This window comes from Rhizobium sp. NZLR10 (genome assembly GCF_019685125.1).
Lineage (GTDB): Bacteria > Pseudomonadota > Alphaproteobacteria > Rhizobiales > Rhizobiaceae > Rhizobium.
The window spans coordinates 215,113-234,646 of the sequence record NZ_JABDWE010000008.1 but is presented as its reverse complement, the minus strand read 5'-3'; the positions used below and the strand labels follow the sequence as shown (position 1 = coordinate 234,646).

The following is a 19,534-nucleotide window of genomic DNA, read 5'->3' as shown; positions in this document are numbered from 1 at the left end:
TGCGTCCGGAATTACGAAAACGGAAATGCATCCTTGTCGGATCGTCCTCTTGCCGTTCGTCCTCTGTCTATAACGGAAAAGGAGAACGGTTGTGAAAGACGAAGCCAATGTCAGGCACGAAGAAGAGGCGATCATCGCCATGCTGATGATGCGGGCCAAGGCGCTCAGCGAAAAGAACGCCGAGGAGGCGCTGTCCTATGAGGTCGAGGATTCCGTCGAGTTCTCGCTGGCGCCGCCGCTCGTCAGCAATGGCAAGGACGCGGCCGGCCTACAGGCCTGGTTCGATACCTGGGAAGGCCCGATCGGCGGCGAAGTGCGCGATGCCAGATTGACGGTCGGCGGGGATGTCGCCTTCTGGAGTGGTCTCCTGCGCATGACCGGGACCAAGACCGATGGGGCCGAGGTCGATCTCTGGTTCCGCCAGACCCTCGGCCTCGTCAAGCGGGATGGCCGCTGGCTGGTTGCCCATCAGCACGCCTCGGTGCCCTTCGCCATGGATGGCAGCGGCCGCGCGCTGCTCGATCTGAAACCGCAAAGTGCAGACCCTGTTGAATAATTCCGTTGCCGGTCAAGCATGTCGCACAGACCGCGCAGCGGTTTTACGGCAAAGACATACGCAAAAAACAAAGACCTAAAGCGCGAGGAGCGAATCTGAAAGATCGCGACGCGCTTTAGAGAATAAGAACTTTGTTTTAATCAAATTTTGCAAGCATGGAGATTGGGAGGCCTTCAGTTTCTGCTGGATGACGGTTGTTTATACGTGCCGGCGAATTGGACTTAAGGCGTGCGTCAGTACAGCAGCGAAGGCGGGCGGAGAACATGCTTTTCAAGTCTACGACAAGTCGCAATCTTTTTTCTGTGGCGGCCTGTGGCGTCATCGCCGTTATTGTCGCTTCCAGCGTCATTTTCTATCGGTCCTATACCGAAATTCGCGGCGGCAGCATCGAACAGATGCGCCAGATCGCGACGGCCGAAGCGCTGAAAGTCGAAAAGAATATCGGCGGTACCGTGCATATCGTCGACGGACTTGATGTCGTGCTGACCACGATGAAGCAGATGGGCGACACCGATCGTGCCAGGGCGGACAAGGTCTTGCTCAACCTGCTGCAAGCCAACCCCCCCGTCCTTGGGACTTGGACCGGATGGGAGCCGAATGCTTTCGACGGCAAGGACAAGGATTATGTCGGCAAGGAAGGACACGACGCGACGGGCCGCTATGTGCCCTATTGGGTGCGGAGCGGGGGGCAGATTACCCATACCGCGTTGACCGATTATACCGTGGCTGGAGCGGGCGACTACTATCAGCTGCCGTTCACGCAGCGCAAAACCGTTGTCATCGAGCCGTATTCTTATGCGATCGATGGAAAAGACGTCTTGATGACCTCTGTCACCAAGCCGATTGTCATCGACGGCAAGGCGGTGGGCGTTGCAGGCCTTGACCTTTCGCTTCAGGACACCAACAAGGCGCTGTCAGCCGTTCGACCGATGGGAGCGGGCTTCCTTGGCCTGGTGACCAGTGCCGGCAAGATCGTCAGCCATCCGGATGCAGGCCTCATCGGCAAGAGCCTTTCCGAGACGGGAGCAAAGACTGCGGAGTGGGATCGTCTTATCGCCAATCCCGGTGTTGAGCGTGAGGTGACCAATGAGGACGGCAGCGTATCGCTGGCGATTGCGGTCGCGGTCAAGCTTGCCGAGAGCTCGGATTGGTATGCGATCGTTTCGGTCCCGAAGGCAACACTCTTCGGGCCTCTGTATGCGGTGGTGCGGGATGCCATTCTCGCAACAGGCTTGGCGGCCTTGCTGCTCGGCGTCGCCGGTTGGCTGATCGCACGTCGGTTCGTCGGTCGGATTTCCAGCGTCATCGGCGAGACTGCCGAGATTGCCGCAGGTAAACTCGATGTGAACCTGAAGGACAGCGACGCGAAGGACGAAATCGGCGACCTGTCGCGCTCGCTGAAGGCGCTGCTGGAGGGCAATCGCGAAAAGGCGCGGCTGGAGGCCGCGGCAGAAGAAAACCGCGCGCTGCAGGAAAAGGAGCGTGCAGAGCGCGCTCGGATCGACCAGGCCCAGGAAGCCGACGTCAAATTCGCCGTCGGTGAATTGGCGCTTGGCCTGGCGAAGCTTGCCGAAGGCGACATGACGAGCGCACTCGAGCATCCTTTCGCTGCGACGCTTGACGAGACCCGCATCAATTTCAACGAGTCGGTCGTCAAATTGCGTTCGGCGCTGGTGTCATTCTCGCAAAATGCCGAGGTCATCCAAAGCGGCACCGAGGAGATCCGTTCTGCGGCCGACGATCTTGCGCGGCGTACGGAACAGCAGGCTGCCTCCGTTGAAGAAACTGCCGCGGCGCTCGAGCAGATCACCACATCCGTCAAGGATTCCACGGCGCGTGCCGAAGAAGCAGGATCGATGGTTGTTCGCACGAAGGAAAATGCCGAACGGTCCGGCCAGATCGTGCAGCGGGCTGTCGAAGCGATGAACGACATCGAACAGTCGTCCAAGTCGATCTCGAATATCATCGGCGTCATCGACGAGATCGCCTTCCAGACAAACCTGCTTGCGCTGAATGCCGGCGTCGAGGCCGCGCGCGCCGGTGAAGCCGGCAAGGGCTTCGCCGTCGTCGCCCAGGAAGTCCGTGAGCTGGCGCAGCGCTCGGCTGGCGCAGCCAAGGAGATCAAGGCGCTGATCGGCGCTTCGGGCGGCCAGGTGCGACATGGTGTTGCCCTGGTGCGCGAGACCGGCGATGCCTTGGACGGGATTGTTCAAGAGGTGCAGCAGATCGACCGCAATGTCCACGCGATCGTTCAATCCGCACGCGAGCAGTCGACCGGCCTTCAGGAAATCAATACCGCCGTCAATCAGATGGATCAGGCGACGCAGAAGAATGCGGCCATGGTGGAGGAGTCGAATGCGGCAGCCCACACGCTCGCGACCGAAGTCTCTGCCCTGTCCGGACGGTTGGGCCAGTTTCGCCTCGATACCGGCATGGGCATGACGTCGGCAATATCGCGTTCGAATGCGCCGCGTTCGATCGCCGCTCCGAAAATCGTATCATCGCACACGTCCATCCCTGTTCCCTCTCCGGCCCGTGCGTTGAAGAAGACGCTGGCGACCGCTCTCGGTGGCGGCTCAAAGGCAACCGCTCCGGCCGACCACGGCTGGGAGGACTTCTGATCCGTTCGGTTCAGCGGAACGGAGACGGTTCCCTCGCCACGGCTGGTCGCCGTCATGCCCTCACGCGGCCGCCTTCCGACGGCCGGCGCGAAGCCCCAGTAGTCCGACGCCCATCAGCAACAGGATGGCCGTCGCATAGATATCCGTCGTCAGCGCATATCCGGCCGATTTCGCCAGGAACCCGGCAAGGATCGCCGGCAGGCTGAAGGCGAGATAGCTCTGGATATAGAAGGCAGACAAAAGCCCGGCCCGCTCATCCGCCTTGGCGAGCGGCATGATGGTGCCGATCGAACCGAGGAAATTGGTTCCGAAACCGGCGCCGGTGAAGACCGTGCCGATGAGAAGCAGCGGCACATTGGCGAGATGCACGCCGGCAACGACCGTCAAAATACCGAGCGTTTTGGCCGACACGCCGAAACCGAGATTGGCCGAGGCCGACTTGCTGCGTCTGAGATAGACGGCGCTCGCCCCGCTCGCCATCAGCGCAGTCACGACGGCCCCGCCGGTCAGCGGCGCGCCGCTACCGGTGGTGCTGGCGACCAGCGACGGGACCAGCGAGAGATAGAAGCCGGCGAGCGTCCAGTTGGCGATGTTGATCGGCGTCACCAGCGACAGTGGCCGTTTCACCTGCTGGGGAATGGCGACCCTGGGGATCAGCGAACCGAGCGCGCCCGGCCGCGTGCCGCCGGTCTCGTGCGTCAACCAGATGCCCGCTGCCAGCAGCGTGAAGGCAAGGAGCAACAGCGCATAGGTGAGATGCATCGGGAAGGGGCCGTATTGGATCAAGGCGCTGGTGCCGACCGCCCCCACCGCCATGCCGCAAAGCGGCGCGATCGAATTGACGATTTGCCCCTTTGCCCGGTCGACATCGACGAGCGCCGCGCCGATCGAGGCGCCGGCGATCCCGGTTGCAATACCCTGGACGATCCGCGCCGCGATCAGCCAGCCGGGCCCGTTGGCGACGACGAAGAGCGCCATGGCGATGATTTCGAGCACGAGGGCGAAAAAGATCACCGGCTTGCGGCCGAGATGGTCGGAGATCGAACCGGCGGTCAAAAGCGCCGCCAGCAGCGCGAATGCGTAGATCGCGAAGACCACCGTGATCAGCACAGGCGAGAGCGAGAAATTCTGCTGATAGATCCGATAGAGCGGCGTCGGCGCCGCGGAGGCGCCGAAGAAGGTGGCGAGTGTCAGCGCATGAAAACCGATCGAGGGCCTCTGCGCATTCCCGGTGGATTTGGCTGCGGCGACCATATATAAGCCCTCTTAAAGCTAAGCCGTTGCGTTAGCTCCATGTAGGGCGAATGCATGGTAAAGGCAAATTCTTTGCGTTCATGGTTCTGTCAAAGATTTTGAACCATGGTATGCCTGTCGCCCGGAAGTGTGCAGCGGTTCCGGGATAACGACATGCATAAAACAAAGAAACGAAAGTTGGATTGCAGGCATGGCGGTAAAAGAGAATCTCCGTCCGGGCGGCAGAAGCGCGCGGGTTCAGGCATCGGTTCACAAGGCGGTCCATGAGCTGTTGGCCGAGATGATCCGCGCTGAGGTGACGATCCCGCTGATCGCTGCCAAGGCGGGTGTGACGCCGTCGACCATCTATCGCCGTTGGGGTGACCTGCAGGCGCTTCTTGCCGACGTTGCCGTCGAGCGGCTGCGGCCGGATATGCAGCCGGTCGATGCCGGCAGCGGCAAGGCGGACCTCGAAGCCTGGGCCGAGCAATATGCCGAGGAAATGTCGTCCGGGCCGGGCCGCGAGATGATCCGCGACGTGCTGGCGGCGCAAACGGGCGCAAATGCCTGCAAATGCTGCGAATATACCCGCCAGCAGATCGTCGTCATCGCCGAAAGGGCGAAGGCTCGTGGTGAGGTCTTTCCGGATCTCGACCGCGTCATGGATCAGGTCGTGGCGCCGATCATGTACCGCATCCTGTTCGGAGACGTGCCGGATGCGGCGCGGGTCCGTGATCTCATCGCGCGCGTCATGGACGCTGCGGACTGACTCTTACTCCGCGGCCGCGCGCTTCAAGCCGGAAATCTGGGTAATATAGGCGCGCAGTGCTGCCGGCCGCACCGGTTTGTGCTGAACGGCGATGTCGTATTTCTCGGCCTCGCTGCGCACCTCCGGCGTGCGGTCGGCCGTAATCATCAGCGCAGGAATGTCGGCGCCGAACTGCCGGCGAAGATGCAGGATTGCGGCAATCCCGGTGCCGTCGTCGAGATGATAATCGGCGATGACGAGATCCGGCGGCCCGCCATGGCCGTCGCTCGATATCACCTCGGCGAGACTATCCAGCGCCTCCACCTCGCAGCCCCAGCCGTTGAGCAGCAGCCGCATACCTTCGAGAATCTTTGGTTCGTTATCGATGCAGAGGATCTTCAGCCCCTTGAGCGGCTGTCCCGGACGGTCGGCAGCAGTGGTTGCCGCTGTAGCCTCCGCGGGGCGCGAAATGTCGAGCGGCATGGAGATGCGGAATTCCGTGCCCTTGCCATGCGTCGAGTGCAGTTCGACCGGATGGTTGAGCACGCGGGCGATGCGGTCGACGATCGAAAGACCGAGCCCGAGGCCGGAGGCGGTTTTGGCGCCTTCGTCCAGCCGGGCGAATTCCTTGAACACCGTGCGGAATTTCGACGGCGGAATGCCGATTCCGGAATCGATTACCTGAATGATCACGTGGTTGCCGCGCCGCCGCGCTCCGACCAGCACCTTGCCCGTGTTCGTGTATTTGATGGCATTGGAAACGAGGTTCTGCACCAGCCGGCGCAGAAGATTGGGGTCGGAGCGCACCCGAAGCGATGTCGGCATGACCACCAGCTTCAGCTGTTTCTCGCGGGCAATCGGCGCGAAATCGGTCTCGATCCGCTCCAACAGGTCGGAGAGCGCCACGGCGGCAAGCCGCGGCCGCATGGCGCCGGTATCGAGCCTGGATATATCGAGCACGGCGCCAAGAATGGTTTCGACCGATTCCAGCGCGGAATCGATGTTGCGCACGATCGGGCTGTTGTCTGATTGCGCCATGCGCTCGACCAGCGCCGAGGAATAAAGCCTGGCGGCGTTCAGCGGCTGCAGAATATCGTGGCCGGCAGCGGCGAAAAAACGGGTCTTGCCGATATTCGCCTCGTCGGCGGCGGCGCGCGCCTCGGCGAGTTCGTGGTTGACGCGGGTCAACTCGGCGGTGCGTTCGGCGACGCGCTGCTCCAGCGTCTCATTCGCCTGTTTCAGCGCCTGGTCAGCGCTGACGCGCTGGGTGATGTCGGTGAAGGTCGCGACAATGCCCTTGTCGGGCATGGCGTTGGAGCGGACCTCGATGATCCGCTCGCCGCCGCTGAGCACCAGTGCGAAGGGTTTGTCCAGTGTCAGGAAATGCCGTACCGTCTGATTGAGATCGCCGGGCGCGATGTCGCCGCGCTCACTCAGCGTGGTGACAATGTCGGCGAGGGGAAAACCGACCTGGCCGGCACTTTCCGGCAGGTCCAGCAATTGCCGGAAGCGCCGGTTCCAGATCGTCAGCCGGTTGGAACTGTCGAACACCGCAATGCCTTGATCCATCTGCGAAAGGGCGGTCTGCAGCATATCCTGGTTATATTGCAGCGCCTCGCTTGCCTGGTCGAGCAGCCAGGCGGTGTCGGAAGAGGCATCCTCGATCTTCTGCAGGATCAACGACAGCACCAGCCGGGCCGAGGACGAGCCGATGGCGCTGCCGAGCAGCTGCTCGCTGAAATGGATAAGCGCCATGTCGGCCGGCTGTTCGTCCCCTAGCTTGCGGCCGGAGCTTTGTTCGTAAGTCGTCAATGAGCGCTGCATGCGCTCTTCGCCGAGATAGCGCGAGATCGCCGCTTTGAGATCGCCGACGCTGATGCGGGTCTTCCAGCCGCGCGTGGCAAATTGCGAGCGCGAATGCCGCTTGACGAAGATGCCGGCCTGGATGCGTTCTAGCGGCCGGGCATTGCGGGTGAGCGAGCCGACGACGAAGAAGGCGGTGTTGACGAGCAGGCTCATCGCCGTTGCATTGACCAGCGGATCGGCGTCGGCTGCGCTGAACAATGTCGTCCCGGGAAAGATAAAGCCGAGCACGGCGCTCGCCACATAGGAATAATCGGGACCGCCGAGCGATGGCAGGAACAGCAGGTAGATCCAGATGATGAAGCCGGAGGAAAGCCCGAGGATCGCGCCGCGCGCATTCGCCCGCCGCCAGATCAGCCCGCCGATGAGGGCAGGGGCGATTTGCGCGATCGCGGCAAAGGAAAGAAGGCCGATCGAGGCCAGGCCGGCGGTGCTGTCGGTCGAGCGGTAATAGGCGTAGCCGAACAGCAGCACGGCGAAAATCGCGCTGCGGCGGATGTTGAGCAGCGTCTTGGCGAAATTGTCGCGCTGGCTGGCGCGGCCGGCGAGTTTGCGCCTCAGGAAGATCGGCATGATGATATCGTTCGACACCATGATCGACAGCGCCACGGAATCGACGATGACCATCGCCGTTGCGGCGGAGAAGCCGCCGATGAAGGTGATCAGCGACACCACAGGCATCTCACCGGCAAGCGGCAGCGACAGCATGTAGAAATCGGCGTTGCCCGCGCCGCCGAAGGTCAGCAGTCCGCCGATCGCCACCGGCAACACGAAGAGATTGATGGCGATGAGGTAGGTGGGAAACAGGAAGCCGGCGAGTTTCAGCTGTTTCGGCGTTCGGTTTTCGACGACCGTCACGTGGAATTGCCGCGGCAGCAGGATGATCGCGAAGGCCGAGAGGAGGATCAGCGTGATCCAGCGGCTGATCGGCGTATGGTAGTTGAGCGCCGACATGACCAGCTCGTTGTCGACAGTCTTCTGCCAGAGATCGGTCGGGCCATCGAAGAGAAACCAGATGACGCAGACGCCGGCGGTCAGGAAGGCGACGAGCTTGACCACGGATTCCATCGAGACTGCGAGGATCAGGCCGTCCTGGTGTTCCGTCGCATCCGTATGCCGCGTGCCGAACATGATGGCGAAGCAGGCAAGCACCAGCGTCGCGATGAGCGGCAGGTCCAGGAAGTAGAGATTGCCGCTGCCGATGCCGTAATCGGACGGGTTGACCATGGCGCTAACGGTGCTGGAGATCGCCTTGAGCTGTAGCGCGATATAAGGAATGGTGCCGATCAGCGAGATCAGCGCGACGATCGTTGCGACCGTCGGGTTTTTGCCGTAGCGCGCGGCGACGAAATCGGCAACCGAGGTGAGCTTCTCGGCCTTGGCGAGCTCGATGATCCGGCGAAGCAGCGGCATGGCGAGCGTGAAGACCAGGATCGGGCCGATATAGATGCCGGCAAATTCCAGGCCGCGCTGCGCCGCAAGCCCGACGCTGCCGAAATAGGTCCAGGAGGTGCAGTAGATCGCCAGGCTCAGCGCATAGACCACCGGCCATCCGCCTTCGAGCCCGCCCTGGCCGCGCTTCTTGCGGTCGCCATAGCTTGCCACGGCGAAAAGCAGGAGCAGATAGCCGAAGGCAGACGCGAATATGACCCAGCCTGGAAGCATTGACCCTCCGCCGGCGGAAAACCCGCCGGGACCTCCCGCAACTTGGAGCAGCTTAAGTCATTTCAGGTGCTTTGAAAATTCCTGCCCGTCTAGGCCTTAAGTCAAAGACCGCCAGAGGTATCGCCAAATAATTGCGATTGCCGATTGATTAATTGCAGTGAAGATGTAGCTAATAAAATCCATCGTATACTCTCTGAAATGGATCGAAGGGGGACGGATCCGATGCTCAACGACTTCAAGGCCTTTATCGCCCGCGGCAATGTCATGGATCTTGCAGTCGGCGTCATCATCGGCGGCGCCTTCGGCGGCATCGTCAAATCCTTGGTCGACGACCTGATCATGCCGATTGTCGGCGCCATTTTCGGCGGCTTCGATTTCTCGAATTACTTTCTGCCACTTGCGTCGGCCGTCAACGCGCCGACGCTTGCCGCCGCCCGCGCGCAAGGGGCGGTCTTTGCCTATGGCAGCTTCCTCACCGTTCTGATCAACTTCCTCATTCTCGCCTGGATCATCTTCCTGATGGTCAGGGGCGTGAATTATCTGCGCCTGCAGGTCGAGCGCCAGGAAAAGGCCGCACCGGAAGAGCTGCCCCCGCCGCCCGCCGACGTCCAGCTGCTGACCGAAATCCGCGATCTCCTCGCCAAGCGCCCGACGGCCTGATCGTGGCTGAAGGCTGCCCCTCACCCTAGCCCAACCGGGGGTCGAGCCGCTGGTCTCGACCCGTCCTTCGGCCCCCCGTAAAAAACGGGGAGAGGGGACGTGCCCTGCGAGAGCTTACCGAGGAACGGAGAGGTCGCGGCACACCCCCTTCGCTCCGTTTACCGGGAGCAGGGGCCGGCAGGCGGATGAAGGGCGAGCGTGGATCTCCTGGCGTGCTTCACCACGCCGGCGCGGCCCGACCATTCATCACGAAAATCGATATTCCATCACTGGATATCATGGGATTTGCCGACGCAAATCCACTATGAAGGCGGAAACCGGAGATATGCATGTCGATCGTGAAGAGCCTCAGCCCGCGCGCCATAGCGGCGCCCGAAAGCGGGATCGTCGAAGTCGTCAACTATGCCCGTGGCCGCGAAGGCCTGCTGCCGCTCTGGGTGGGTGAAGGCGACCTGCCGACGCCTGATTTCATCAGCAGAGCGGCGATGGCCGCGCTTGCTTCAGGCGAGACCTTCTACACATGGCAGCGCGGCATTCCGGAGCTTCGCCAGGCGCTTTCGGATTATTACTTCAGACATTTCGGAATCCGGCTTCCGGTCGAGCATTTCTATGTCACCGGTTCCGGCATGCAGGCGATCCAGATCGCCGTGCAGACGCTGACCTCGCCGGATGACGAACTGGTTTACTTCACCCCCGCCTGGCCGAATATCGCTGCCGCCCTCGAAATCTCGGGCGCGCGCTCCGTCGGCGTCGAGCTGCAGTTCGAAGGCGGCAAATGGGCGGTCGATCTGAACCGCGTCGAAGCTGCCATCACGCCGAAGACCAGGGGCATCTTCGTCAACACGCCGTCGAACCCGACGGGCTGGACGGCGACGAAGAAGGATCTTGCCGACATCCTGGCGCTCGCCCGCCGGCACGATCTCTGGATCATGGCGGATGAAATCTACGCTCTCTATTATTTTGCCGGCGGTCGGGCGCCTTCTTTCCTCGATGTGATGGAGCCGGACGACAAGATCCTCTTCGTCAATTCCTTCTCGAAGAACTGGTCGATGACCGGCTGGCGCGTCGGTTGGATCGTCGCCCCGCCCGAGATGGGCCAGGTGCTCGAAAACCTCATCCAGTATTCGACATCGGGCGTGGCGCAGTTCATGCAGAAGGGCGCCGTCGCAGCTCTGAATGAAGGCGACGATTTCGTCGCTGCCAATATCGCCAAGGCGGCCCGCTCCCGCGATATTCTCTGCGACGCGCTTGTCGCCACCAACCGCGTCGAGACGCTGAAACCGGACGGCGCGCTTTACGCCTTCCTCAAGATCGACGGCGTCGCCGACAGCCGCAGCGCCGCCATCGATATCGTCGACAAGACAGGCGTCGGCCTTGCCCCCGGCACCGCGTTCGGCGCTGGCGGCGAACTCTTCCTGCGCGCCTGTTTCCTGCGCGACCCTGCGCAGGTGGCGGTCGCGGCCGAGCGTCTCTGCGACTATATCCTCAAGCGTTGAGAAGCGGCTCGATCGGGCGATTTCGTGCCGGAATCGCCCGATCGATAAAACTTGAACAAAGCCCGAAATCGGCCTCTAACCACAAGTCCAAACATACCGGTTCAAAGGGCCTCGAACGGCCATTCGATAAGAAAATTGGAAAGAAAAACCGGGCCTGATGCCCCTGCTTATCAAACGAAAGCAGGGATGCGGGTCATGGCGGTTTTGGTGACGGGCGGCGCCGGATATATCGGCAGTCACATGGTTTGGGCGCTGCTCGATGCAGGTGAAGATGTGGTCGTGCTCGACCGCCTCTCCACGGGCTTTCGCTGGGCCGTGGCGCCGGCGGCGCGCTTCTATCTCGGCGACGTCGCTGATGCCGACATATTGAAGAAGATCTTCATCGAAAACGATATCGAGGCGATCATCCATTTCGCCGGTTCCGCCGTTGTCCCGGTCTCGGTTGCCGATCCGCTCTCCTATTATGACAACAACTCAGGCAAGACCCGGGCGCTGCTTTCGGCCTCGGTCGAGGCCGGGATCCGAAACTTCGTCTTCTCCTCGACGGCGGCCGTTTACGGTCAGCAAAAGACCGACCTTCCGGTGAAGGAGACGGCCTCCCTCAATCCGGAAAATCCTTACGGCCAATCGAAGCTGATGACCGAGTTCATGCTGCGCGATGCCGCCGCCGCCTATGATTTCAACTACGTCGCGCTGCGTTATTTCAACGTCGCCGGCGCCGATCCTGATCACCGGGCCGGCCAGTCGACCTCAGGCGCCACCCACCTCATCAAGGTTGCCTGCGAGGCGGCGCTCGGCAGGCGCGACAGCGTCAGCGTCTATGGTATCGATTATCCCACCCATGACGGCACCGGCGTGCGCGACTACATCCATGTCACCGATCTTGTCGATGCGCATCTGAAGGCGCTGCAGCATCTGCGCAGGGGCAAGGGCTCGCTCGTTGCCAATTGCGGTTATGGCAGCGGCTATTCCGTGCTCGACGTGCTGAACATGATCACGCGCCTGCACGGACATTCCTTCAAGATCCACATGGCGCCGCGGCGCGCCGGCGATTCGGCCAGCGTCGTCGCCGATGCTTCGCTCGCCCGGCAGGTGCTCGACTGGAGGCCCCGGCACGATTCGCTCGAAACCATCGTCCAGAGTTCGCTCGACTGGGAAATCTTCCTGTCGAACAGAAACGTCGACGACCTGCACAGCATCCACCGGGCACTGGCAGCCGCTTCGTTCTGAGTGGTGCTTGGAAAAGGGAAGATGAAGAACTTTCTGGCCTCACTGCAGCTGCAAAAAGACAATCCGACGCTTCTGACGGCGCAGTTCCGGGCCCTGTCGTCTCAGATCCCCATTCTCTATATCCTGCTGGTCATCAACGCCCTTGCGGTGGCGATCACCCACCTCAAATCCGCGCCGCTCTGGCTCTCGCTCTATATTCCTGTCGCCTTGAGCATCGTCTGTGTCTTCCGTCTCTGCTGGTGGGAGATCAGGGGCAAGGAAAACGTCACAGCCGAGCGGGCTTACAGGCTGATGAAGATCACCATATCGGGCGCCGGTATCCTCACGATCGCTTTCGGCAGCTGGGCGATCGCGCTTTACCAATACGGCGATGCTTCCCAACAGGGCCAGATCGCCTACTTCCTCGTCGTCACCGGCATTTCCTGCATCTTCTGCCTGATGCATCTGCCGATGGCGGCAGCGCTCACCACGGTCATCACCTTCTCGGCCATGGTGGCGACCTTCATGTTCTCGGGCAATCCGGTTTTCGTGGCGACCGCCGTCAGCGGCCTCTTCCTGATCCTGCCCTTCCTCAGGGTGATCAACAGCTATTTCCAGAATTTCGTCGGCCTAGTGCAATTGACCGAGGAATTGAAGCAGAAGCGGGCGGAAGCCGAGGAGCTGAACCTCGTCAACAGCCGCAACGCCCTGCATGACCAGCTGACGGGCCTCGCCAACCGCCGCAGCTTCTTTCTCTCGCTGGAAAAGCGGCTGCAAAAGGATCCGTCCGCGCCGCCCGTCCTCGGCATTCTCGATCTCGACGGTTTCAAGCCGGTCAACGATGTTTTCGGCCATGCCGCCGGCGATCTCGTGCTCAAGGAGACCGCCCGCCGCTTCACCGCGCTGGTCGGCGAAGAGGGTATCGTCTCCCGTCTCGGCGGCGACGAGTTCGGCATCATCTTCCCCTGTTCGATGACACGCCAGGCGATCGCCGATCTCGGCCAGGCGCTCTGCGCCGCCGTTCGCGATCCCTACGAAATCCCTGATGGCTCAGTTCGCGTTTTCGGCTCCTGCGGTATCGTCTATCCCGAGATCGGCAAATACACCGCCGAGGATCTCTACGAGAAAGCCGATTTTGCCCTCTACCAGGTCAAGAGCAAGCGCAGCAGCGGCGTCGAATTCTTCTCGGCGGAGCACGAGAAGATCCTGACGCAGCGCCACCTGATCGAGCTCGAGCTGCAGGCGAATGATTTCGCCAGCGAATTGAAACTCGAATATCAGCCGATCGTCGAACTGAAGAGCGGCCGCGTCGTCGGCTACGAGGCGCTTGCCCGCTGGGACAGCGCCCGCTTCGGCCGCATCAGTCCCGACGCCTTCATTCCCGCTGCCGAGCGCACGGCGGTCATTGGCCGGATAACACGCATCCTTTTTGCCAGGGCGCTCGAAGCGCTGGCGATCATTCCACGCCATCTCCGGCTCTCCTTCAATCTCTCTGCGCGCGATATCTGCGACCATGAGACATCGATGGCGCTGCTTGGCATGGTCACCCGCTCCGGCATCGATCCCAGGCGCATCGAATTCGAGATCACCGAGACGGCGCTGCTTTCCGATTTCGACACCGCCGACCAGGTCATCTCAATGCTGCGGGCTGCCGGCATCTCGATCGCGCTCGATGATTTCGGCACCGGTTATTCCAGCCTCAGCCATATCCACCGTCTCGGCTTCGACAAGCTGAAGATCGACAAGGCCTTCGTGATGAATTTCGATCGCGACGCCCGTTGCATGAACATCACCCGCTCGGTCGCCAATCTCTGCCAGAATCTCGGCATTGCCTCCGTCGCCGAAGGCGTCGAAAGCGAGGCGATCGCCGAGGGCTTGAAGGCGGCGGGCGTTCGTCTGGCGCAGGGCTATCATTTCTCGCGGCCGCTGCCGCTGGAACTTGCAATCGACTATGCCGCCCGGTGCGAAGCCGCAGCCTCCGCCCGCAATTCGCTCTCTGCCTGACCGGTCGATCCCCGGCCGATCTTAAATCGACTGGAGCGACGTTGCATCGTCGTCTATTCATGGTCTCGAGCCTTTCCCGGGCAGAATGCTTCAATCTGACCAGGAAAGACTTCGACAGCGGAGGTGAACCATGCAAGACGGCGAAGTCATCATTGAACAGCAGGGCACTGCCGGCATCATCCGGCTCAACCGGCCGCGGGCGCTAAATAGCCTGACGCTGCCGATGATCCGGACGATCACTGACGCTCTTGATGGTTTTGCCGGGGATGCCGACGTGGCGAGCGTCGTCATGAGCGGGGCGGGTGAACGCGGCCTCTGCGCCGGCGGTGATATCCGCGCCCTGCATGAAAGCGCCCGCGCCGGCGATGGTCTCGCGGGCGCCTTCTGGCGCGAGGAATTCCGCCTCAACCATCAGATCGCCGCCTACCCCAAACCCTACGTGGCGCTGATGGACGGCATCACCATGGGCGGCGGCGTCGGCCTATCGTCGCACGGCCGCCACCGCATCGTCACAGAGCGCACGCGGCTTGCCATGCCCGAAACCGGCATTGGCTATGTCCCGGATGTCGGCGCCACCTGGCTGCTGCCGCGCGCCCCCGGCGAAGCCGGAACATGGCTCGGCTTGACCGGGCTCGATATCGGTGCTGCCGACGCAATCCACGCCAGCCTTGCCGACCTTCAGATTGCGTCGTCGCGGCTCGGCGCGGTGATCGATGCGCTGTCTGTCCTGCCGCGCGCCGGCTCCCCCAGCGATGTCGATGCGGTGCTGCAGGCGCTTTCGGAGCCTGCAGGTGAAAGCCGGCTCAGGCAGAACGCATCGGTGATTGATCGCGTCTTCTGTTTCGACAGCGTCGAGGAGATCCTGGCAGCACTTGCCGGGGAGGAGGGCGACTTCGCCGCCGAGACCCGCCGGGTGCTGATGACCCGCTCGCCGACCAGCCTGAAACTCGCCTTGGCGCTGCTGAGAGCCGGCCGCCGCAGCGCTTCACTTGCCGAATGCCTCGGCCGTGAACTCGGCGCCTGCCTGCAGATGCTGGATAATCCCGATTTCTTCGAAGGCATCCGCGCCGCCGTCATCGACAAGGACCGCAATCCGAAATGGTCGCCGGCAAGTATCGAGGCTGTCGGGGCTGCAACGGTCGAGCGCTTCCTGAAACCGGCCGAGCCGCCGCTTTCGCTTTGATGGATTATCTGGTTATCGCCACATGCCGCGCATGCGGGCGCCGACATCGATGCGAACCTGCCGCGCCTGCGCTTGCGCGGCAGCTCCGGACTTTGCCTGCGGCCAGCTGCAGGCCTCGAAGAACTGCAGCAGAGTTGCCGGAATGAAGCGGCTGCGGGAGGCGTAGACGTGCCGGTCGCCCTGCGAATTCTGCCCATAGGTAAAGAAGCGTTGCGGCACGACGAGGTCGAGACCATCCCGGGCGCGGGTCATTGCCACATAGAGCAGCCGGCGCTCCTCCTCGATTTCCGCAGTGGCGCCGACGGCGAGATCGCTCGGAATGCAGCCGTCGACGACATTCAGCATGAAGACTTTCGTCCATTCCTGGCCTTTGGCGGAATGGATGGTCGACAGGATGAGATAGTCCTCGTCGAGCAGCGGCACGCCTGCCTGGTCGCTGGTCGCATCCGGCGGATCGAGAGTGAGCTCGGTGAGAAAACGCTCGCGCGAGGCATAACCGCCGGCGATCTGCTCGAGTTGCAGCAGATCGGCCTGCCGGGTCGCTGCGTCCTCGTGCAGCCGTTCCAGATGCGGCGCGTACCATTGCCGCGCCAGGCCGATTTCCGCCGGCCAGCCGGCCTTGCCGGATTTCAGCTCCTGCAGCGTCGACACGAAGGACGTCCAGTCCTCGCCGGAGCGCGGCGGCGCCGGCATGGCGGCAAGCGCCGATATCGGGCTCGCATCCTCGGCCATCAGGTCGAGCGCCTTCTGCGCCGTCGACGGCCCGACGCCCGGCAGAATCTGCATCAGCCGAAAGCCCGCCACCCGGTCGCGCGGGTTCTGCGCGAAACGAAGGGCGGCCAGCATGTCCTTGACATGGGCGCTGTCGAGAAACTTCAGCCCGCCGAACTTGACGAAGGGAATGTTGCGCCGGGTCAACTCGACCTCCAGCGGCCCGCTGTGATGCGAGGCGCGGAACAGCACGGCCTGCTGTTTCAGCGTCAGGCCTTCCTCGCGGTTGTCGAGCACCATGTCGGCGACATAACGCGCCTGGTCGGCCTCGTCGCGCACCGAAACCAGACGCGGCCGCTCGGATGATTGCCGCTCGGTCCACAGGTTCTTGGTGAAGCGCTCCGAGGCGAGATCGATGACGGCGTTGGCCGCCGCCAGAATCGGCTGCGTCGAGCGGTAATTGCGGTCGAGGGTGACGATATTGGCGGCCGGGCTGAAGGCGGCGGGAAAATCGAGGATGTTGCGCACCGTCGCGGCGCGGAAGGAATAGATCGACTGGGCATCGTCGCCGACGACGGTCAGCCCCTGGCCGCCGGGCTTCAGCGCCAGCAGGATCGACGCCTGCAGCCGGTTGGTGTCCTGATATTCGTCGACGAGCACATGGTCGAAGCGGCTGCCGATATCCTCGGCGATCACGCTCTCGCCGACCATTTGCGCCCAGTAGAGCAGCAGATCGTCGTAGTCGAGCACGTTCTGGCTCTGCTTCGCCTCGACATAACAGGCGAAAAGCTCACGGAGCTGTTTCTCCCAGGCCGCGCACCAGGGAAAGGCGTCGCGCAGCACCTGATCGAGCGCGGTTTCCGAATTCACCGCCCGGGAATAGATGGCAAGGCAGGTGCCCTTGGTCGGAAACCGGCTTTCGGTTTTTGAGAAACCGAGATCGTGCCGGATCAGGTTCATCAGATCGGCGCTGTCTTCGCGGTCATGGATGGTGAAGTCGGCATCGAGGCCGATCTGTTGGGCATAATCGCGCAACAGCCGCGCGCCGATGCCGTGGAAGGTGCCGGACCAGGACAGCGCATCGGCCATGACCCCGGCATTCGAGCCCAGCACGTCGCGGCAGATGCGCTCGACACGCCGCATCATCTCGGCGGCGGCCCGGCGGGAGAAAGTCATCAGCAGGATGCGGCGCTGATCGGCGCCCTTGACGATGAGATGGGCGACCCGATGCGCCAGCGTATTCGTCTTGCCGGAGCCGGCGCCGGCAATGACCAGCAGCGGCCCGGCAATATGACTGCCGTCGATGAGCGTGCCGTGCTCGACGGCCATGCGCTGCTGGGGATTGAGCTTTTCGAGATACATCCAGCCGTCCGGTCGGGCTCTCGCAGAATCACTGCGGAAAATTAGATGTTCCTTGAATGTTCGCGATTTCAGCCGCTGTCAAGCCTGCCGCTCCAACGCAACGTCAATCGGGGAAATCCGGTCCGATCACGCGCCGCACCAGCTTCAGGCTGCGGTCCGGCTGAAGAATATAGGTTTCCTCCACGCGCTGGCCGGTCCCATTGTAGAACTGGTTATAGACGGCGCTGCCGACCGGCGACTTGGTGAGCTTCGTTCGCGGCTGCCCGCCATAGGTGATGCTGCCGGGAATGGGGTCGAGCGCCGGCGTATCGGCCGACGAGCAGCCGGCAAGCAATACCCCGGCAAACAATGCCCCAGGGAATAAGGCGGGCAGCAGCACTTTCATCGTCGTCATCTCTCTTTCGACTACAAGCAAATATGGAAACCGCATCACCTTTCGCCAAGGGCACCGACGCCACGACCCGCAGGAAACGCTCTTGATAGCCCCACGACCGCAACGAAATGCCTCGCTGCAGCGTTACCCCACATCTACCAACATCAGGAGCGGTAACGGTGCCTGGCTTTCCAGCATTCACGGCCCATGAGGAGCCCGGCCGGCAGGGCCACAGCGATGCGGCGACCCGCGCCTCGGTAGAGAGCGCCCTTCATGCGGCCGGCGATATCGAAGCCGGTGAAATCATCGTCGGCATATCCGGCTCCTATGTCGTTCTGGAAGGTTTCGTGCACCGGCGGGGCGATGTCGAGCGGGCAGTCGAGATCGCCGAGAGCATTGTCGGCCGGGGCTACGTCCGCAGCCGGCTGCTCCGACGCTGAAACGCCTACAAATGAGAAGCTGCGCGACTCCTGTGCTCACGTGCCCTGACCACACATGACGGGAACCAAGTGCTCTCCCGCGTGTTGAAATGCCGGATCGAAACGCTGGAGACCCTCATGCAGTCCCTTCCTCGCCTCTCGGCAATCACCTTGATGTCAACCGGTGTCTTTGCCGGTTCCGCCTATGCCTCGCTGGAAACCGGCACCAATTATTCCGCTCTGCCGAAGGACCAGATCGCACTCAACGAATATACCGGCGCTGTCGCCTGCACGCCGGCAGAGCCGCATTATCTCCCCTCCTTCATCCGCGCCGGCGATGGCACGATCATCGGCGTCGGTTATATCGAGGTCGGGAATGAGGGCGCCGCGGACTGCTGAAATAGCCTCCTGCTCAAACGAGGCTCGCCTGCGTTTCCGCAGAGGTGACGAGCCTCTGACCATCATCATGATGGCTGCGCGTCTTCTATGAAGACACCGGTACCAGGCGCAACGCCCATTGCACCAAAACCCGGCACAAGTTCGCTGCAGGGTTAAGTAAATTAAAGCCTTATGCCGTTCCGGCACGCTTTATTTACGGAAAAGCCAATAGGGTCGGCAATGCTGACCGAAATACCAGTTCAATGTGATCAAGCGCCTGTGCGCTTCCTGTCGAACGCGCGAGTTAATGCAGCTTCAGCTTCGCCTCTTCGGCCGCCGCCAGGAATTCAGCTCTCGCCTCTTCCACGCTCTTGCGCCCGTCGAGTGCTGCCCGGCAGGTGCTGCGCGCCTTGATGTAACGGAGACCGCGCAAGTTCGGCCAGAAATCCGCCAGGCATTTCAGCGCGTCGAACGGCCCGTTGACCGTTCGCGCATCGGCATCTTCGAAACCGACCTTGACCGGGCTGTTCCATCTTTCAGTTGCCATCAATGCTCCTCCACGATTGTCGACAGAAACAAAGGATGCAGCGTCTCCGTATTCCTCCGCGGAGACGCCGGCCATGATCGCTATTCTAGCGTGATTTTCACGGCCAACAATGGTGAATCGTTTCTTGCTGCTGAGGCTCAAATGTCAGCCTGCGCAGGAGGGATCGCGGGTGCGCGCGCCAAACGAAATTTTTCGCAGTCGCAAATGAGTTGTATGGCGCAGGCCCCTTACCCTCTTCCCGCAAAAAAACGGGAAGACGGGACGTGCCACGCGAAACGTTGACGGGGAACGGAGAGGTCGCGACATATCCCCTTCGCCCCGTTTACGGAGAGAAGTGCAGGCTGCAAAGAGAGATCGGAAATACCAAGACCCCAAATGCGAGAAAACGCTTTCGGCGAATTGCTTCCCCTTCCCGCGTCGATTGAGGCTTTGACGAAAACGGCGGTGACGAATCGCAATCTCACTCCAGCAAATGCATATTTCTACAAGTGCAAACTGTGAATTAG

Annotated in this window: 15 protein-coding genes; 10 read left to right on the top strand and 5 right to left on the bottom strand. The window is 61.9% G+C overall.

Annotated features, from left to right (window positions below; all coding sequences use genetic code 11):
- The first annotated feature begins 91 nt into the window (after window positions 1-91).
- Both HJB82_RS14740 and HJB82_RS14735 read left to right on the top strand, forming a co-directional pair.
- Complete coding sequence (locus HJB82_RS14740; RefSeq protein WP_207582850.1) at window positions 92-556, top strand: nuclear transport factor 2 family protein; 465 nt, start codon at window positions 92-94, stop codon at window positions 554-556.
- Window positions 557-819: 263 nt separating this feature from the next.
- Window positions 820-3,177 (top strand): methyl-accepting chemotaxis protein, encoded by a 2,358-nt coding sequence (locus tag HJB82_RS14735; protein WP_221133085.1) that lies wholly within the window; start codon window positions 820-822, stop codon window positions 3,175-3,177.
- Window positions 3,178-3,237: 60 nt separating this feature from the next.
- Here the strand turns inward: HJB82_RS14735 and HJB82_RS14730 are convergent, their stop codons facing one another.
- The gene (locus tag HJB82_RS14730) at window positions 3,238-4,431 is read right to left on the bottom strand and encodes an MFS transporter (protein ID WP_207582852.1); all 1,194 of its coding nucleotides are present in this window, start codon (window positions 4,429-4,431) and stop codon (window positions 3,238-3,240) included.
- A 190-nt stretch (window positions 4,432-4,621) separates the two neighbouring features.
- Here HJB82_RS14730 and HJB82_RS14725 point away from each other — a divergent pair, with 190 nt between their 5' ends.
- A complete protein-coding gene (locus tag HJB82_RS14725; protein ID WP_207582853.1) occupies window positions 4,622-5,179 on the top strand; it encodes a TetR/AcrR family transcriptional regulator in 558 nt (185 codons plus the stop codon).
- A 3-nt stretch (window positions 5,180-5,182) separates the two neighbouring features.
- Here HJB82_RS14725 and HJB82_RS14720 read toward each other — a convergent pair whose 3' ends face one another.
- On the bottom strand, window positions 5,183-8,686 hold the full coding sequence (locus HJB82_RS14720) for a hybrid sensor histidine kinase/response regulator (RefSeq protein WP_207582854.1): 3,504 nt from the start codon (window positions 8,684-8,686) through the stop codon (window positions 5,183-5,185).
- 222 nt (window positions 8,687-8,908) lie between these two features.
- On the opposite strand from HJB82_RS14720, the gene mscL reads away from it, so the two are divergent.
- The 5 genes from mscL (at window position 8,909) to HJB82_RS14695 (ending at window position 15,238) form a co-directional block, all read left to right on the top strand.
- Complete coding sequence (gene mscL, locus HJB82_RS14715; protein WP_207582855.1) at window positions 8,909-9,346, top strand: large conductance mechanosensitive channel protein MscL; 438 nt, start codon at window positions 8,909-8,911, stop codon at window positions 9,344-9,346.
- 329 nt (window positions 9,347-9,675) lie between these two features.
- The gene (locus HJB82_RS14710) at window positions 9,676-10,842 is read left to right on the top strand and encodes a pyridoxal phosphate-dependent aminotransferase (protein WP_207582856.1); all 1,167 of its coding nucleotides are present in this window, start codon (window positions 9,676-9,678) and stop codon (window positions 10,840-10,842) included.
- A 195-nt stretch (window positions 10,843-11,037) separates the two neighbouring features.
- The gene (galE, locus tag HJB82_RS14705; protein ID WP_207582857.1) at window positions 11,038-12,072 is read left to right on the top strand and encodes a UDP-glucose 4-epimerase GalE; all 1,035 of its coding nucleotides are present in this window, start codon (window positions 11,038-11,040) and stop codon (window positions 12,070-12,072) included.
- A 21-nt stretch (window positions 12,073-12,093) separates the two neighbouring features.
- Window positions 12,094-14,055 carry a bifunctional diguanylate cyclase/phosphodiesterase gene (locus HJB82_RS14700; protein WP_207582858.1) on the top strand — a complete coding sequence of 654 codons (1,962 nt, stop codon included), beginning with the start codon at window positions 12,094-12,096 and terminating at the stop codon, window positions 14,053-14,055.
- Window positions 14,056-14,185: 130 nt separating this feature from the next.
- Complete coding sequence (locus tag HJB82_RS14695; protein ID WP_221140350.1) at window positions 14,186-15,238, top strand: enoyl-CoA hydratase/isomerase family protein; 1,053 nt, start codon at window positions 14,186-14,188, stop codon at window positions 15,236-15,238.
- Between the two features lie 12 nt (window positions 15,239-15,250).
- Here the strand turns inward: HJB82_RS14695 and HJB82_RS14690 are convergent, their stop codons facing one another.
- Together HJB82_RS14690 and HJB82_RS14685 are read right to left on the bottom strand one after the other, a co-directional pair.
- On the bottom strand, window positions 15,251-17,311 hold the full coding sequence (locus tag HJB82_RS14690; protein ID WP_221140348.1) for an ATP-dependent helicase: 2,061 nt from the start codon (window positions 17,309-17,311) through the stop codon (window positions 15,251-15,253).
- Window positions 17,312-17,414: 103 nt separating this feature from the next.
- A complete protein-coding gene (locus HJB82_RS14685; protein ID WP_207584249.1) occupies window positions 17,415-17,696 on the bottom strand; it encodes a hypothetical protein in 282 nt (93 codons plus the stop codon).
- 167 nt (window positions 17,697-17,863) lie between these two features.
- Between HJB82_RS14685 and HJB82_RS14680 the strand changes: the two genes are divergently transcribed.
- Together HJB82_RS14680 and HJB82_RS14675 are read left to right on the top strand one after the other, a co-directional pair.
- Window positions 17,864-18,124, top strand: a complete 261-nt coding sequence (locus tag HJB82_RS14680) for a BON domain-containing protein (RefSeq protein ID WP_207582861.1) — start codon at window positions 17,864-17,866, stop codon at window positions 18,122-18,124.
- Window positions 18,125-18,241: 117 nt separating this feature from the next.
- Window positions 18,242-18,502 (top strand): hypothetical protein, encoded by a 261-nt coding sequence (locus tag HJB82_RS14675; RefSeq protein WP_207582862.1) that lies wholly within the window; start codon window positions 18,242-18,244, stop codon window positions 18,500-18,502.
- A gap of 283 nt (window positions 18,503-18,785) precedes the next feature.
- Here the strand turns inward: HJB82_RS14675 and HJB82_RS14670 are convergent, their stop codons facing one another.
- Window positions 18,786-19,028 (bottom strand): DUF982 domain-containing protein, encoded by a 243-nt coding sequence (locus HJB82_RS14670; protein WP_164006462.1) that lies wholly within the window; start codon window positions 19,026-19,028, stop codon window positions 18,786-18,788.
- Window positions 19,029-19,534 lie beyond the last annotated feature (506 nt).

Bases quoted from the DNA above. Each gene is read 5' to 3' on its own strand.
- HJB82_RS14735 (WP_221133085.1), top strand. From the start codon at position 820: ATGCTTTTCAAGTCTACGACAAGTCGCAATCTTTTTTCTGTGGCGGCC.
- galE (WP_207582857.1), top strand. From the start codon at position 11,038: ATGGCGGTTTTGGTGACGGGCGGCGCCGGATATATCGGCAGTCACATG.
- HJB82_RS14730 (WP_207582852.1), bottom strand. From the start codon at position 4,431: ATGGTCGCCGCAGCCAAATCCACCGGGAATGCGCAGAGGCCCTCGATC.
- HJB82_RS14720 (WP_207582854.1), bottom strand. From the start codon at position 8,686: ATGCTTCCAGGCTGGGTCATATTCGCGTCTGCCTTCGGCTATCTGCTC.
- HJB82_RS14700 (WP_207582858.1), top strand. From the start codon at position 12,094: ATGAAGAACTTTCTGGCCTCACTGCAGCTGCAAAAAGACAATCCGACG.
- mscL (WP_207582855.1), top strand. From the start codon at position 8,909: ATGCTCAACGACTTCAAGGCCTTTATCGCCCGCGGCAATGTCATGGAT.
- HJB82_RS14695 (WP_221140350.1), top strand. From the start codon at position 14,186: ATGCAAGACGGCGAAGTCATCATTGAACAGCAGGGCACTGCCGGCATC.
- HJB82_RS14685 (WP_207584249.1), bottom strand. From the start codon at position 17,696: ATGAAAGTGCTGCTGCCCGCCTTATTCCCTGGGGCATTGTTTGCCGGG.
- HJB82_RS14725 (WP_207582853.1), top strand. From the start codon at position 4,622: ATGGCGGTAAAAGAGAATCTCCGTCCGGGCGGCAGAAGCGCGCGGGTT.
- HJB82_RS14710 (WP_207582856.1), top strand. From the start codon at position 9,676: ATGTCGATCGTGAAGAGCCTCAGCCCGCGCGCCATAGCGGCGCCCGAA.
- HJB82_RS14690 (WP_221140348.1), bottom strand. From the start codon at position 17,311: ATGTATCTCGAAAAGCTCAATCCCCAGCAGCGCATGGCCGTCGAGCAC.
- HJB82_RS14670 (WP_164006462.1), bottom strand. From the start codon at position 19,028: ATGGCAACTGAAAGATGGAACAGCCCGGTCAAGGTCGGTTTCGAAGAT.
- HJB82_RS14675 (WP_207582862.1), top strand. From the start codon at position 18,242: ATGCAGTCCCTTCCTCGCCTCTCGGCAATCACCTTGATGTCAACCGGT.